This window comes from Burkholderia sp. HI2500, from assembly GCF_002223055.1.
Classification (GTDB): domain Bacteria; phylum Pseudomonadota; class Gammaproteobacteria; order Burkholderiales; family Burkholderiaceae; genus Burkholderia.
The window spans coordinates 1,572,324-1,586,739 of record NZ_NKFL01000004.1; the positions used below are offsets into that span (position 1 = coordinate 1,572,324).

At 66.5% G+C, this 14,416-nt stretch carries 18 protein-coding genes; 10 read left to right on the top strand and 8 right to left on the bottom strand.

The features are described from left to right. Nucleotides 1–70: 70 nt before the first annotated feature. From CFB45_RS09975 to CFB45_RS09995, 5 genes are all read right to left on the bottom strand, one after another. Nucleotides 71–493 (bottom strand): ExbD/TolR family protein, encoded by a 423-nt coding sequence (locus CFB45_RS09975; protein WP_021160935.1) that lies wholly within the window; start codon nt 491–493, stop codon nt 71–73. A 20-nt stretch (nt 494–513) separates the two neighbouring features. Beyond that, nucleotides 514–1,431, bottom strand: a complete 918-nt coding sequence (locus CFB45_RS09980) for a MotA/TolQ/ExbB proton channel family protein (protein ID WP_089425490.1) — start codon at nt 1,429–1,431, stop codon at nt 514–516. An 85-nt stretch (nt 1,432–1,516) separates the two neighbouring features. After that, on the bottom strand, nt 1,517–2,215 hold the full coding sequence (locus CFB45_RS09985; protein ID WP_089425491.1) for an energy transducer TonB: 699 nt from the start codon (nt 2,213–2,215) through the stop codon (nt 1,517–1,519). Between the two features lie 811 nt (nt 2,216–3,026). Beyond that, complete coding sequence (locus tag CFB45_RS09990) at nt 3,027–3,512, bottom strand: aminoacyl-tRNA deacylase (RefSeq protein ID WP_031401741.1); 486 nt, start codon at nt 3,510–3,512, stop codon at nt 3,027–3,029. A gap of 124 nt (nt 3,513–3,636) precedes the next feature. Next, on the bottom strand, nt 3,637–4,614 hold the full coding sequence (locus CFB45_RS09995; RefSeq protein WP_089425926.1) for a cysteine synthase A: 978 nt from the start codon (nt 4,612–4,614) through the stop codon (nt 3,637–3,639). A 143-nt stretch (nt 4,615–4,757) separates the two neighbouring features. Here CFB45_RS09995 and CFB45_RS10000 point away from each other — a divergent pair, with 143 nt between their 5' ends. After that, entirely contained in the window at nt 4,758–5,246 is a 489-nt protein-coding gene (locus CFB45_RS10000) for an adenosine-specific kinase (RefSeq protein ID WP_089425492.1), read from the top strand. Nucleotides 5,247–5,469: 223 nt separating this feature from the next. Continuing rightward, on the top strand, nt 5,470–5,763 hold the full coding sequence (locus CFB45_RS10005) for a YciI-like protein (protein ID WP_089425493.1): 294 nt from the start codon (nt 5,470–5,472) through the stop codon (nt 5,761–5,763). A 7-nt stretch (nt 5,764–5,770) separates the two neighbouring features. Here CFB45_RS10005 and corA read toward each other — a convergent pair whose 3' ends face one another. Beyond that, nucleotides 5,771–6,748, bottom strand: coding sequence for a magnesium/cobalt transporter CorA (gene corA / locus CFB45_RS10010; RefSeq protein ID WP_089425494.1), 978 nt, complete (start codon nt 6,746–6,748; stop codon nt 5,771–5,773). Between the two features lie 179 nt (nt 6,749–6,927). Here corA and cydX point away from each other — a divergent pair, with 179 nt between their 5' ends. Both cydX and CFB45_RS10020 read left to right on the top strand, forming a co-directional pair. Further along, nucleotides 6,928–7,074 carry a cytochrome bd-I oxidase subunit CydX gene (gene cydX, locus CFB45_RS10015; protein WP_043182986.1) on the top strand — a complete coding sequence of 49 codons (147 nt, stop codon included), beginning with the start codon at nt 6,928–6,930 and terminating at the stop codon, nt 7,072–7,074. Further along, nucleotides 7,071–7,688 carry an AAA family ATPase gene (locus CFB45_RS10020; protein ID WP_089425495.1) on the top strand — a complete coding sequence of 206 codons (618 nt, stop codon included), beginning with the start codon at nt 7,071–7,073 and terminating at the stop codon, nt 7,686–7,688. The genes cydX and CFB45_RS10020 overlap by 4 nt, the downstream gene beginning before the upstream one ends. A gap of 96 nt (nt 7,689–7,784) precedes the next feature. Here the strand turns inward: CFB45_RS10020 and CFB45_RS10025 are convergent, their stop codons facing one another. Further along, the gene (locus tag CFB45_RS10025) at nt 7,785–8,885 is read right to left on the bottom strand and encodes a saccharopine dehydrogenase family protein (protein ID WP_039357959.1); all 1,101 of its coding nucleotides are present in this window, start codon (nt 8,883–8,885) and stop codon (nt 7,785–7,787) included. A gap of 248 nt (nt 8,886–9,133) precedes the next feature. Between CFB45_RS10025 and CFB45_RS10030 the strand changes: the two genes are divergently transcribed. The 4 genes from CFB45_RS10030 to CFB45_RS10045 all read left to right on the top strand — a co-directional run bounded on the left by CFB45_RS10030 (nt 9,134) and on the right by CFB45_RS10045 (nt 12,548). Then, a complete protein-coding gene (locus tag CFB45_RS10030; RefSeq protein WP_089425496.1) occupies nt 9,134–9,916 on the top strand; it encodes a COG4705 family protein in 783 nt (260 codons plus the stop codon). Nucleotides 9,917–9,954: 38 nt separating this feature from the next. Continuing rightward, nucleotides 9,955–10,395 carry a hypothetical protein gene (locus tag CFB45_RS10035; protein ID WP_089425497.1) on the top strand — a complete coding sequence of 147 codons (441 nt, stop codon included), beginning with the start codon at nt 9,955–9,957 and terminating at the stop codon, nt 10,393–10,395. Between the two features lie 81 nt (nt 10,396–10,476). After that, the gene (locus tag CFB45_RS10040; RefSeq protein WP_089425498.1) at nt 10,477–11,142 is read left to right on the top strand and encodes a response regulator transcription factor; all 666 of its coding nucleotides are present in this window, start codon (nt 10,477–10,479) and stop codon (nt 11,140–11,142) included. Next, entirely contained in the window at nt 11,118–12,548 is a 1,431-nt protein-coding gene (locus CFB45_RS10045) for a sensor histidine kinase (protein ID WP_089425499.1), read from the top strand. The genes CFB45_RS10040 and CFB45_RS10045 overlap by 25 nt, the downstream gene beginning before the upstream one ends. Nucleotides 12,549–12,551: 3 nt before the next feature. On the opposite strand, the gene CFB45_RS10050 is transcribed toward CFB45_RS10045, so the two are convergent. Further along, the gene (locus CFB45_RS10050) at nt 12,552–13,016 is read right to left on the bottom strand and encodes an Lrp/AsnC family transcriptional regulator (RefSeq protein WP_006481526.1); all 465 of its coding nucleotides are present in this window, start codon (nt 13,014–13,016) and stop codon (nt 12,552–12,554) included. A 255-nt stretch (nt 13,017–13,271) separates the two neighbouring features. Here CFB45_RS10050 and CFB45_RS10055 point away from each other — a divergent pair, with 255 nt between their 5' ends. Together CFB45_RS10055 and CFB45_RS10060 are read left to right on the top strand one after the other, a co-directional pair. Next, nucleotides 13,272–13,823, top strand: coding sequence for a Spy/CpxP family protein refolding chaperone (locus tag CFB45_RS10055; RefSeq protein WP_089425500.1), 552 nt, complete (start codon nt 13,272–13,274; stop codon nt 13,821–13,823). 130 nt (nt 13,824–13,953) lie between these two features. Then, nucleotides 13,954–14,385, top strand: a complete 432-nt coding sequence (locus tag CFB45_RS10060; RefSeq protein ID WP_089425501.1) for a PGDYG domain-containing protein — start codon at nt 13,954–13,956, stop codon at nt 14,383–14,385. The last annotated feature ends 31 nt before the right edge of the window (nt 14,386–14,416 follow it).

Genomic DNA, 14,416 nt, shown 5'->3' on the forward strand with positions numbered 1-14,416 from the left:
GCGGTCGATCCAGCGTCAGCGCTCCACCACTTGCCGCCGGCCCCCTGTTCCCCCCGATTCCGCTGCGCGACTATCCCCCGCGCGCCGGCGGCTCCGTAATGAACGACAGCTTCGCAATCCCCGCGCGCTCGCACATCGTGACCACCCGACCGATGAACTCATAACGCGTGTTCTGATCGCCCCGCACGTGGACGCTCGGCTGCGGCTGCTGCTGCGACACGTCCTTCAGCTTCGCGAGCAGCGTCTGTGCATCCACCAGTTGCTCGCCCCAGAAGAAATCGCCATCGCGGTTCACCGCGATCTCGATGCTCTTCGGCGTCGTCTGCAGCGGCTGCACCGTCTCCTTCGGCAACTGAAGCTGGATCGTGTGCGTCACGACCGGAATCGTGATCAGGAAGATGATCAGCAACACCAGCATCACGTCGACGAGCGGCGTCGTGTTGATGTTGGCGATCACCTCGTCGCTATCGTCCTGCCCGACGTTCATGGCCATCGCGCGTCTCCGTCAGCCGATCAGTTCGCGAGCGACGCAGCGGCCGGCGACGATGACGACCCGCGTACCGGGCGCCGATTGCCGGCCAGCAGCACGGTATGCAGCTGCGCGCCGAAGTTGCGCACCCGCTCCATCACCGACTTGTTGCGGCGGACCAGGAAGTTGTAGCCGAGCACCGCCGGCACGGCGACGGCGAGGCCGATCGCGGTCATGATGAGCGCCTCGCCCACCGGGCCCGCGACCTTGTCGATCGACGCCTGCCCGGCGATGCCGATGGCCGTCAGCGCGTGATAGATCCCCCAGACGGTGCCGAACAGCCCGACGAACGGCGCGGTGGAGCCCACCGTGGCCAGGAACGCGAGCCCGTCCTGCATCCGGTTCGACACGTTCGTGATCGAGCGCTCGACCGACACGTCGATCCACGTGTTGCGGTCCACCGCTTCCAGCAGCGCGTCTTCATGATGCTCGCCGGCCTCGATCGCCGTTTCGGCGATGAACCGGAACGGCGACGCCTCGTCGAGCAGCTTGGCGCCCTCGGCGAGCGACGGCGCGGTCCAGAGCTGTGCGTCCGCCAGCTTCGCGCGGCGATTGGCCCGCAGTTGTTCCAGGAACTTCGTGATCATGATGTACCAGCTGCCCATCGACATGATCACCAGCAGGATCAGCACGAAACGGGCGACGAAATCGCCGTTCTTCCATAGCGCACCAAGCCCGTACGGATTCTCGACCGCTTCCGTCGTGGCCGGCGCGGGCGGCGGAGCCGGCTCGGCGGCCGCCGGAACCGGGGCCGGCGCGGCCGACGGGGCTGCGGCCTGCGCCGACGTGCCGGTCGCGCCGCTTGCCTGCGCGTGGGCGAGCTGCGGTGCAACGAACCCGTCGATTGCGGCGACGGACATCAGGATGCTTGCCGCCAGCGCGGCCAGTGAACGCTTCGTCATACCCCACTCCAGTTATTTCGGTGAACTTAGCACGTCAGTTCGAGATGGTTTTTCCGGCCCGGATCGCGCCGGGCCGCCCACTGCATCAATTCAGATTGAACGAAAACGGAACCTGGACCCGTACCGACTGGCCCTGCGCGACGCACTTGAAGCGCTTCACGGTATTGAAGGCAGCACGATCGAGGATCGGATCAGCCGACTGCGCCACACGCTCGTTCGTGATGTTCCCTTCCGCATCCACGACGAACTCGATCGTCACGTCGCCGGTGATGTTGTTTTCCTGCGCTTCTTTCGGATACTGGATCGACGCGCGAAGCGTGTCCGAATTCGGGCAGACCACCCCCACGTCATGGCTGACGGGCTTGGCCGGCGCGGGAGGCGCCACGACCGGCGCCTGCACGGCCGGTGCGGACGGTACCGGGGCCGACTGGTGCGTGATCGTCGCCTGCGGCGGCGCCTGCACCGGCACCTCCGGCGGCGGGACGAACGGCGGCGGCGGCGGCGCGAATTTCGGCGGCGGGAGCTTGACCACGGGCATCGGCGGTGGCGGCGGCGGCTTGACCGGCTCGATGATGCGGGTTTCGATCGGGTGCTGGATCACCTGCACGACTTTCGTCGCGAGGCCGTTGAGCAGCGCGTAGATCAGCACGGCATGCAGCACCAGCACGATTCCGATGCCGCCGAACCGGCGCACCGGATTCTGTTGCTTCTTGCCGAACTCTCGCGGACGGCCCAGCGTAGCCAGTCCGCTGTTCGACGTAGCCAGACGTTCTTCGACTTTCATGCCCACTATCCATCCCCCAAGCGATTCGCCCAGTTTCGGATCGCTGCCGGCGGCGAAGCCAGGTCGGCATCGCCACCGCATCAACCCGAACATTTCATTTCAAATTCAATTAGCAATCCGAATTGAAAGAATTCAATTCGAATGCCAATTCATTCTTTTCAAGGAATCGTTCCGGCCGGCGCGGCCCGGTTATGCACCGAAAAAACGCGCCAGCACGTTCAGGCAATTGTCAGCTGTGCGGGCGGCACCTTTCATTTCGTATGACGACCCGCCGTTCGTTACACGGTGATGTCATTGGCGCCGTTCACTTGGGTGCAGACAATAGCAAGGAAAAAATTTTGACGTCAAACTTTATTTGATACCCGAATACAAAGTTTGGAGGGTTTATTCAAATAATATTCCGGTAAGCCCAAACCAACCTTTTATTATAAAAACGGTAATTGAATTGTATGGTTATATGCGAAAACGGATATTAATCTGTTTCGACATAAATATCGGCACATTTCCCGCGCCGCACCAAAATGGGCCGCGCCGGAAGCGCCCGGCAGGATACGCCCCTCCCCTCATCGGTCGTCGGATACGCTTGATCAACTGACTCGAACCGGCCGACACCGCGTCCTCGGAACGTCCGAAACCCTACGGATATCCGGAAATTTGATCTGCAATGCGATGCAAATTTCATGATGGCCTGGCACGCGACGAAACGTCGAAAATAACTTCGCATATCGAATTAAATATCGCCCGACCACTTGCCGCCTCGACACGCGGCCGTGTCAGACACGCACCGACCAGCGCCCTTGCCCCGCGCGCGTCAGGAGTGCATGCCCTGCATCTTGTGCGAGAAATGCGCGCGTTCGGCCGTCTCCATCAGCATCAGGAATTCGTCCTGCATCATGTGGATCAGCGCTTCGTGATCGCCGGCCTCGAAATAGACTTCCGGCTGCTGCGCGAGACGTTCCTCGAGAAACGTCTTCATGCCGTACGCCATGCACACCGGCGGCAATGCGCCCATGTCGCAATCCTTGAACAGCTCGCGCAACTCGACCTCCCGGGCGAGCACGAGATGGCGTCCCGTCTTCACCCAGAGATCCGACAGGCGCACGGCGTGCGTGGTCGGCAATACGGCGGCGACGTAGCCTTCGTCGTCTTCGAGGAGCACGGTTTTCGCGAGGCGATCGCCGGGAATATGCGCGGCGGCGGCCGTCTCCATGCTCGTATGGCTATAGGGGTGGTACACCACTTCGTACCGCGATGACTTCTGACGCAGGCAATCCTGCAGGGTGGCTGATACAGGCATGGCACACCTCGTCTTGGCGAAACGGGCGAACGGCGTTCGCACCGGATTCGTTCAGCATAGGTCGCATTCCGGCGGATGGAAAACCTCACCGCTCCCGTGCTTCGCACCGACTCGACGCACGGGTTCAGTCCCCCGGATCCAGTCCCTTTTCACGTAGCCATTCCCGATTGAACAGCCGCGCGCGATAGATGTCGCCACGGTCGCACAGCAAGGTCACGATCGTGTGGCCCGGGCCCATCCGGCGGGCCAGCCAGACCGCCGCCGCGACGTTGATGCCGCTCGATCCGCCCACGTACAGCCCCTCCTCGCGCAGCAGCCGGTAGACCATCGTCACGCACTGCTGATCATCGATCCGCACGGCATCGTCGATCGGCGTGTCCGCAAGGTTCATCGTGACGCGCGTCGATCCGATGCCTTCGGTGATCGAGCTGCCTTCCGCGCCGAGGTCGCCCGTCTTCACGTACCCGTAAAGCCCGCTGCCGTGCGGGTCGGCCAGCACGATCCGGACGTCCGGCTTCTGCTGTTTCAGATAACGGCTCACGCCGGCCAGCGTGCCGCCCGTTCCGGTCGCGCACACGAAAGCATCGATCGTGCCTGCCGTATCGCGCCAGATCTCGGGCCCGGTCGTCTCGTAGTGCGCCTGGCGATTGACGACGTTGTCGAACTGATTGGCCCACACCGCGTTGTCGAGTTCGTCCGCGAGCCGCCCGGCAATCTTCTGGTAGTTGTTCGGGTCACGGTAGGGCGCCGCCGGCACCGGGCGCACCTCGGCGCCGAGCGTGCGCAGGATCGCCATCTTGTCCGGCGATTGCGTGTCGGGAATCACGATCACGCAGCGATAGCCGCGCGCCGCGCAGATATGCGCCAGGCCGATGCCGGTGTTGCCCGCTGTACCCTCGACCACGGTGCCGCCCGGCTGCAGCACGCCACGCCGCTCGGCGTCGCGGATGATGTAGAGTGCCGCGCGGTCCTTCACCGACCCGCCCGGATTCATGAATTCCGCCTTGCCCAGGATCTCGCAGCCCGTCTCGGCGCTGAGCTTCGCCAAGCGAATCAGCGGCGTGCGCCCCACGCAGTCGACGAAGCCTTGTCGCACGTCCATGTCGCCCTCCATTGCCTTCGCGCAGCGCGCGCCACACACAACGAAGGATAGGCCGCCCGCGCCGCTTTCGTCGCCGGCTGCAGCGTACTAAGCTTGAAGCGCCCATTGCGGCCCACGCGCCGCATCGCGAGACGAGGTCCGCCATGCTGCAACTGCAAACCGTTGCCGTCGACAAGCCCGAGACCGTGAACTTCATCCTCGGCCAGTCGCATTTCATCAAGTCCGTCGAAGACATCCACGAGGCGCTGGTCGGCACCGTGCCCGGCATCCGCTTCGGGCTCGCCTTCTGCGAGGCGTCAGGCAAGCGACTGGTGCGCCACTCCGGCACCGATGCGGCGCTCGTCGACCTCGCCTGCCGCAACGCCGGCGCGATCGGCGCCGGTCACGCGTTCATCGTGTTCCTCGGCGACGGATTCTTCCCCGTCAACGTACTCAACGCGATCAAGGCCGTGCCGGAGGTCTGCCGGATCTATTGCGCGACCGCGAACCCGACCGAGGTGATCGTCGCGGAAACCGCGCAAGGACGCGGGATCGTCGGCGTCGTCGACGGCTTCGGGCCGCTCGGGGTCGAAAATGACGACGACATCCGCTGGCGCAAGGATCTGCTGCGCACGATCGGCTACAAGGCGTAGGGATGCCCCCGCCCGGCGGCCTGTAGACCTGGCTGCATGGAAGGCGCGTTGCGGCCGGGATTCCAGGACGGGTAGCGCTCAGACCGTTAGTTGCATTTGTGGTCACTGAAGCGCGCCGCCCTCCGCGTCGTGTCGCCGCCGTCCGCGTGCCCTATACTGCCCGCAGCAGACTGACTGACGGCGCGCTGACGCACCGGCCGCCGCGATCCTTCCCGGAGCCGCCATGCATTACCAGTTGACCTACGAACTCGTCGACGATTACCTGTCCCGTCGCGAACCGTTCCGCGCCCAGCACCTCGCGCTTGCGCAGGCTGCGACCGAGCGCGGCGAACTCGTGCTCGCCGGCGCGCTGTCGGACCCGGCCGATCAGGCCGTGCTCGTGTTCGAAGGGGATTCGCCGGAAGCGGCCGAGTCGTTCGCGCGCGCCGATCCGTACGTGCAGAACGGCCTCGTGAAATCGTGGCGCGTGCGGCCGTGGCGCGTCGTGGTCGGCAAGCACGCGCCGCCCCAAGCGTGACGCGGGACTACAGCCACCCTGCCCGCTTGAAGCGCCACCACAACGCGAAGTCGGCCACGACCATCACGCCGATACAACCGTAGAAGCCGTATTTCAGGTGCAGTTCGGGCATGTTCGCGAAGTTCATCCCGTAGATGCCGGCGATCATCGTCGGGATCGCGAACAGCGCGGCGAACGAGCCGAGCCGCTTCGTCACCTCGTTCTCGGCCAGCGAGATCATCCCGAGGTTGACCTGGATCGCCGTGACCACCATCTCGCGCCGCCCTTCGATCGTCTTCACGATCCGCTGCAAATGGTCGTACACGTCGCGAAAGTACGGCTCCATGCCGCTGCAGACTTGCGGAATGCGCCCGCCGGTGAGCTTCGCCAGCGGCTCGAGCAACGGCGCCGTGTGCTGGTACAGCATCACGAGCCGGCGCTTCAGCGAATAGAGATCCTCGATGATCGCGCGCGACGAGGCGGGCGTGGCCTTCGCGAAGATGCGGTCCTCGAGCTGCTCGAGTTCGGTGCCGAGCGTTTCGAGGATCGGGAAATAGCGGTCGACGACCTGGTCCATCAGCGCATAGAACACGAATGCCGAACCTTCCTGGAGCAGATGCGGCTCGCGCTCGCAGCGCTTGCGCACGTCGCGAAAATCGTGCTCGGTATGGTTGCGGATCGACAGCACGTAATTCGGGCCGACGAACACGTTCAGCTCGCCGACATTGAACTCATCGTCGTCGTCCAGCTCCACCGTATGCAGCACCGCGAACAGCGAATCGCCGTACTCCTCGATCTTCGGCCGCTGATGCCCCTTGCGGGCATCCTCGAGCGCCAGTTCGTGCAGCCCGAATTCCTCGCCCATCAGGTCGAGTTCCTCCGGTGTCGGATCCTTCAGCGCGACCCACACGAAGCACTCGGGCTTCGACACGTAGTCGCTGATGGCGTCGATATCGATGTCGGCCAGCTTGCGGCCGTCCTGGTATGCAGCACAGTTGATCAGCATGGTGTTCGTGACGTTGCGGTTTGCGCATCAGTTTACCGGTTTGCTGCGCGGGTGGCCCGGCTTGCGCGGCTCGGCGATATTGGTCATGATCGGGCTGCGTGCGCCGCAGCATGCGCACCCGGACACTTCGGCCCCCCAGCCGCACGGCCGTGCGGCCCAACCGTCAAGGAGGCAGACCCATGTGGTATTTCTCGTGGATACTCGGCATCGGCGTGGCGCTCGGCTTCGGCATCATCAACGCGATGTGGCTGGAAGCGGAAGTCTTCTCGCGCGGCGACAAGCGCAACGGCGCGTCGAGCCCGCGCTCGGGAGGCAAGGCTTCGTGACGCATCTGGTGTTCTTCTGCGGTCACGCCGGCACCGGCAAGACCACGCTCGCGAAGCGGCTCATCGGGCCGCTGATGCGCGCGACCGGCGAGGCCTTCTGCCTGCTCGACAAGGACACGCTGTACGGCCGCTACAGCTCGGCCGCGATGGGTGCGCTCACCGAGAATCCGAACGACCGCGACAGCCCGCTCTACCTGAAGCACCTGCGCGATCCCGAATACCAGGGCCTGCTCGACACGGCCCGTGAAAATCTCGCGCTCGGCATCGGCGCGCTCGTGGTCGGCCCGCTGTCGCGCGAAGTGCGCGATCGCCGCATTCTCGATCGCGCGTGGCTCGGCATCGCGCCCGACGTCACGCTGACGGTCGTCTGGGTCCACACGTCGGAAGACGTCGCGCACCAGCGGATCGTCGCGCGCGGCAACCCGAACGACGCATACAAGCTCGCGCACTGGGATGAATACCGGCAGCGTCGCTTCGTGCCGACCGGCCACGAATGCGACGGCATCGTGATGTTCGACAACACCGCGCCCTCCGACGCCGACGTCGAGGCGCTGCTGTACCGCATCGCGCCGCGTCCGCCCGCGGCCACGATCGTCCCGCCGCTGCCGGCCTGACCGGCCGCTCTTTTTCGTCCCCCGCAAAAAACAACGCCGGAAGCGCTGTTGCGCTCCCGGCGTCGTACGGCCCTCGTGCCAGAGGCTGACGGGTGGTCAGGCTACTTCGTGCACGCGCTCCATCGTGCCGCCTTCGTACAGCTTGCCGAAGCGGTTCGACAGGAACGCCTTCAGCGACACCTTTTCCTGCGGGATGAAACCGCTCTGCGGCAGCTTCTTTTCGCGGAACAGATCCAGCACCGCGCACATCGCGCCGGCCGTCGTGATCTGGATCGCGCTCATGTGCATCCCGCACACGTCCTTCGCGAAGATCTTGCGCGTGAACACGTCCTGCACCAGCTGGCCGTCCTTCACGCCCGTCACCGTGATGAACACGAGCACGACGTCCTGCTTCGTCGACGGCACCGCGCGGCGCATGATCGACTTCAGCGTGTCGCGGTCGGTCGACAGGCGCAGGTCTTCGAGCAGGAACTGCACGAGATCGCGGTGGCCCGGATAGCGCACCGACTTGTAGTCGAGCGTCTCGACCTTGCCCGACAGCGTCTCGCACAGCGTGCCGAGGCCGCCCGACGTGTTGAACGCTTCGTATTCGGTGCCGTCGAGCGAGAAGTGCTCGAGGCCTTCGAGCGGCTGCACCCATTGCTTGCGGCCGTCGCGGATCGCTTCGCACGGCTGGCAGTATTCGTTGATCAGGCCGTCGACGCTCCACGTCAGGTTGTACTTCAGCGCGTTGGTCGGATACTCGGGCAGCGCGCCGACGCGCATCTTCACGTCGCGCACTTCGCTGAAGCCGTTCACCAGTTCGTGCGCGGCGAGACCGATGAAGCCCGGTGCGAGGCCGCACTGCGGCATGAACGCACGGTCGGAGCCTTCGGCCAGTTCGCGGATCGCGTGGGTGGCGCGCACGTCTTCGGTCAGGTCGAAGTAGTGAACGCCGGCAGCCTTCGCGGCGGCGGCGACGTTGACCGCGAGGTAGTAAGGCAGCGCGTTGACGAGCGCATCGAAGCCCTTCACGGCTTCGCGAATCGCGTTTGCATCGGCCGAATCGACCCGTTGCGTCGCGATGCCTTCGCGCGACAGCTTCGCAAGCGCATCCGCGTCACGGTCGAACGCGACGACTTCGTAGTCGCCCGTTTCACGCAGCATGTGAGCAATGGTGTGGCCGATCAGACCTGCGCCGACGATGGCGATTTTCATGCGCTTATCTCCTGATGATGGGTTGGTGTTGTGAACGGCGTTGAGCCATGAACACAGTGTAGGGACGCGCAAAATCAGTTCCAAGACGAAGAATGATGCGAATCGACCGATAATTTCGACGTTTCGACCACGTATTTCGTCGAAGTGTCGAAACGTCGCGTTTTTGACGCTGCCGGCCCCGCTATGGCTGGCCTAAGTCTTCCGTTTCAGACTGCATGCCGACCACCCGACTCCCAAGGAGGCATCGCATGCAATCCCTGCCCGCTCATCGCTCGCCGCACTGGCTGAACAAGGTGCCCGACGTCGCGCTGTCGTTCTGGATCATCAAGATCATGTCGACCACGGTCGGCGAAACCGGCGCGGACTTTCTCGCGGTCAACGCAGGGCTCGGCCAGACCGTCACGCGCGTCGCGATGGCGTCGCTGCTCGCGATCGCGCTGTGGCTGCAGTTGCGTACGCGCCGCTACGTGCCGTGGATCTACTGGCTCACGGTGGTGCTGGTCAGCATCGTCGGCACGCAGATCACCGACCTGCTCACCGACGGCCTGAACGTCAGCCTCTATGCGAGCACCGCCGCGTTTGCCGTCGCGCTCGCCGCGATCTTCTTCGTGTGGCATCGCGTCGAAGGCACGCTGTCGATCGACACGATCGTCACGCCGCGCCGCGAGCTGTTCTACTGGGCCGCGATCCTCTGCACGTTCGCGCTGGGCACCGCCGCGGGCGATCTCGCGACCGAGGCGCTCGGGCTCGGCTTCACGTTCGGCGCGCTGTGCTTCGGCGGCTTGATCGCGGCCGTGTTCGTGATGTGGCGGCTCGGCGCCAATGCGGTACTGGCGTTCTGGATCGCATACATCCTGACGCGCCCGTTCGGCGCGTCGCTCGGCGACCTGCTCACGCAGGCCCGCACCTATGGCGGGCTCGGCTTCGGCGCCGCGTGGACGAGCCTGCTGTTCCTGACCGTGATCGTGCTGCTCGTCGCCGTCGCGCAGTTCGGCAGCGGTCCGCGCACGCGTACCGGTACCGCCGAATGACGCCCTTTTCCTTCCCTTCATCGAATCGAGGACACGCCATGCGCATCCCCCATCCCGTTTCCCGTCTCGCCGTTACCGCGGCCGCGATTGCCCTGTTGAGCGCCGCCGCCGGCTGCTCGAAGCAGCAGGATGCAATCGCAGCGACGCCGGCACCCGCCTCGGCCGCCGCATCGCCCGCAGCGGCCCACGCATCGAAGCTCGGCGACCTGTCGCCGTTCCGCACGATCGCCGTCGACGTGAACGCGCTCGTCGCCAAGGGCGACCTGCCGGGCGCGAAAACGCGCATCAAGGATCTCGAGATCGCGTGGGACTCGGCCGAAGCCGGCCTCAAGCCGCGCGCCGCCGCCGACTGGCACATGGTCGACCAGGAGATCGACCGCGCACTCTCCGCGCTGCGCGCCGATCATCCGACCCAGGCCGATTCGGCCGCCGCGATGAAGAACCTGCTCGCGGCGCTCGAGCGGTTCAGCGGCAAATAAGGATCGCAGCGCGCCGCGGCACGTGACGCCCGTGCGGGAATCGCATACGCTGGCGGCGTTTGCGCGGCACGGAGAACACGCATGCGAATACTGCTCGTCGAAGACGACCCGATGATCGGCGAGGCCGTCCACGCCGCGCTGAAGGACGCGTCGTACGCCACCGACTGGGTCACCGACGGCGTGCGCGCGTTGACCGCGTTCGCCGCGCAGCCCTACGACCTGGTCCTGCTCGATCTCGGCCTGCCCGGCCGCGACGGGCTCGACGTGCTGGCCGCCATCCGCGCGAAGGACGCCAGCGCGCCGCTGCTGATCGTCACCGCCCGCGACGGGCTCGACGATCGACTGGCAGGCCTCGACGGCGGCGCCGACGACTACATCGTGAAGCCGTTCGAGATGGCCGAGCTGCTCGCGCGGATTCGCGTCGCGATCCGGCGCCGGGCCGGTTCGGCCGCGCCGCTGTTGAGCAACGGCATCGTGTCGCTCGACCCGGCGACGCGCGAGGCCGCCGTCGACGGGAACGCGCCGGTGCCGCTGTCGAATCGCGAGTTCTCGCTGCTGCGCGCGTTGCTGGTGCGCCCGGGCGCGATCCTGTCGCGGCGCGAGCTCGAGGATCGCCTGTACGGCTGGGGCGAGGAAGTCGAAAGCAATGCGGTCGAATTCCTGATCCATTCGCTGCGCCGCAAGCTCGGCAGCACCGTGATCAAGAACGTCAGGGGTGCGGGATGGATGGTTTCAAGAAGCGCCTGAGCGAGTCGATCGGGTTCCGGCTGTCGGTCGCGCTGTCGGCCGCGATCCTGGTCGTCGCGACGGCCGCGGCCGCGTTCGCGTTTTCATCGGCATTCGACGAAGCGCACGAACTGCAGGACGACGTGCTGCGCGAGGTCGCGACGCTGCTCGACCGCGAGCACGCGTCGTCGCTCCATGCCGACGGCACCGGGCCCGCGCGCGAAAGCGACGAGCTGTCGCGCGTGTTCGTGCAGCCGCTCGGCAGTGCACCGCAACCGCAGCCGGGCAGTGACGGCGCGCCGCGGCTCGCGCTGGCACCGACGCTCGCCGACGGGCTGCATACGGTCGATGCCGGCGGCAGCACGTATCGCGTGATGGTCCGGACCTTCGCGAACGGCGAGCGCATCGCGGTCGCGCAGGAAGCCGGCATGCGCGACGATGTCGCACGCGAAAGCGCATGGCGCACCGCGTTGCCGCTGCTGATCCTCGTCCCGATCCTGCTGCTGCTCGTCGCCGATCTCGTGCGCAAGCTGTTCCGCCCGGTGGCCGCGCTGTCCGCGGGCATCGATGCACGCGACGAGCACGACCTGCGCCCGGTGCCGGCCGAGCGCGTGCCGGTCGAGGTGCGGCCGTTCGTCGTCGCGATCAACCGCATGCTGGCGCGCGTCGCGCAGTCGGTCGCCGCGCAGCGCCGCTTCGTCGCCGATGCCGCGCACGAACTGCGCTCGCCGCTCACGGCGATGTCGCTGCAGGCCGAGCGCCTCGCCGAGGCCGACCTGCCGGACGATGCGCGCGCACGGCTCGCCGCGCTGCGCGGCGGGCTCGACCGCAGCCGCCACCTGATCGGGCAGCTGCTCGCGCTCGCGCGGGCGCAAAGCGCGCCGGCCGCGCCGCCCGGTGACGTGTCCGTCCATGCGATCTATCGACGCGTGCTGGAAGACCTGATGCCGCTCGCCGACGCGAAAACCCTCGACATCGGCATCGAGGACGGCCCGGACACGCACGTGCCCGTCGACGAGCTCGAACTCGTGTCGCTCGTGATGAACCTGGTCGACAACGCCATCCGCTACACGCCGCCGGGCGGACGCGTGGATCTGTCGACGCAACGCACGGACACGCACGTGTGCGTGACGATCGCCGACACCGGGCCGGGCATCGCGCCGCACGAACGCGAACGTGTGTTCGACCCGTTCTACCGGGTGCCCGGCAACGCGCAGATCGGCTCCGGGCTCGGCCTGTCGATCGTGAAGATCGTCGCGGACCGGATGGGTGCCGACATTGCGCTCGCCTATGCGGATGAAACGGAAGCGCGCGGGTTGCGCATCTCGGTGCGCATTCCGCTCGTGCGGCCGCCTCGCGCGGCGCAGCCCGACAGCCGGGCCGATACCGCGGCGCAACACGCACGACGCGACGCAGGCCGCGCCTGAGCGTCAGCCGCCGATCGTCCCGCGATCGATCTTGCGCGACAGGATGATCGACGTCGTCGTGCGTTCGACGCCTTCGAGCGTGCCGATCTGGTCGAGCAGGTCGTTGAGCCGTTCGGGCGAATCGGCGCGCAGCCACGCGACGTAGTCGTACTCGCCGCTCACCGCGCACAGCAGCTGCACCTCGGGCATCCGGTCGAGCTTGCGCAACACGTCCTTGCCGAACTTCGGCGTGAGGATGATGCCGACATACGCGTAGATGCTTGCATCGAGCACGTCCTGCCCGAGCCGAACGCTGTAGCCGGCAATCACGTTGGTGCGTTCGAGCCGCGCGATGCGGGCGACGACCGTCGTGCGCGCGACGTCGAGCTGACGCGCGAGATCCGCGACGCTGGCGCGCGCATCGGCCTGCAGCAGCGCGACCAGTTGCCGGTCGAGATCGTCGAGTTGGTCGAGGCGGGGTGGACGCATGAGGCTGGGCCGGGGCACGACGCGCCGGTTGAGTGGAAGGTGACGCGATGATAGCGCCGAACGCCGGCCCGCCCAAACGCCGTCGGCCGGACCCGCGTCGGACCTTTCAATTTCGATTCGTATCGGATGTAAGCAAGTGTCGCATTCACTGCTGCGCTGCACGCAACGTGCTACTAATACCGTGCGACGCGAGAAGCGCGCTTGCGGCAGTTGCCGCCGCGCCCGCTCGCAAGACACCACCCCGGAGAGCCAACCATGAAGAAAATCTCGCTCACCCTCGCTACGCTCGCCGTTGCAGCCAGCGCGTTCGCGCAGACCCCGGCGCAGCCGCAAGCGCCCGCCCAGGCCCCCGCAACGACGGCCGCGGCGTCGGCCCCGAGCGCCGAGCAGCGCGCGGCACGCCATGAAGCGCGCGTCGAGCAGCGCATCAAGTATCTGCACGACCAGTTGAAGATCACGTCGGCGCAGGAACCGCAGTGGAAGACGTTCGCGGACACGATGCGCGACAACGGCGACACGATGGGCCGCCTCTATCGCGAACGGATGGCGAAGCACGACGTCTCCGCGCTCGACGACATGAAGCAGTACGCGGAACTGTCGCAGGCGAACGCCGACGGCGCGAAGAAGCTCGCCGACGCCTTCGCACCGCTCTACGAGAGCTTCCCGGCCGACCAGAAGGCGCTCGCCGACACGACGTTCCGCAGCTGGCTGCACCACGGCGGCGAGCACCGCGGCAAGGGCAAGACGAAGGGCACCGATGGCAAGGCGGCAGCCGCGCCGGCCGCCAGCGCCCCCGCGCAGCCCTGACGCCCGCCCTGCCGGCGCCGTACCGCCCGTCCGGGCCGAACGGCGCCGCGCCAGGCGACCGGCGCGTCACACGGCGCGCCGAATTCGGGATAAGCTCCCCGCTTTTACAGCTTTCCCGCCCTTTCCCGTCATGCTCGAACTCAAGCACCTCGACCTGCGCACCGATCCGCAGGCCCGTCGCGTCGTCAAGGACGAAACCGTCGCCGTTGCCTTCGCGGAGGCCGACGGCGAACTGATGAGCCTCGAAGGCCCGAACCGCTATGTGGCGGGCGACGCGCTGATCACGGGCTCGACCGGCGACCGCTGGGTCGTGTCGCGCGCGCGCTTCGACGCCAAATACCTGCCCGCCGATCCGGCACTCGCACACGGCGCACCGGGCGCCTACCGGAACCGGCCGGCCGTCGTGCTCGCCCGCCGGATGGACGAGCCGTTCACGATCGCCCGCTCGGAAAACGGCGACACGCTGCGTGGCGTGGCCGGCGACTGGGTGATGCAGTACGCGCCCGGCGACTACGGTGTCGTGCAGGCGCAGCGCTTCGCGCAGGTCTACCGCGACGCGTAATGCAGCGCGCCGGCATGGCGCCGGCGCGAAC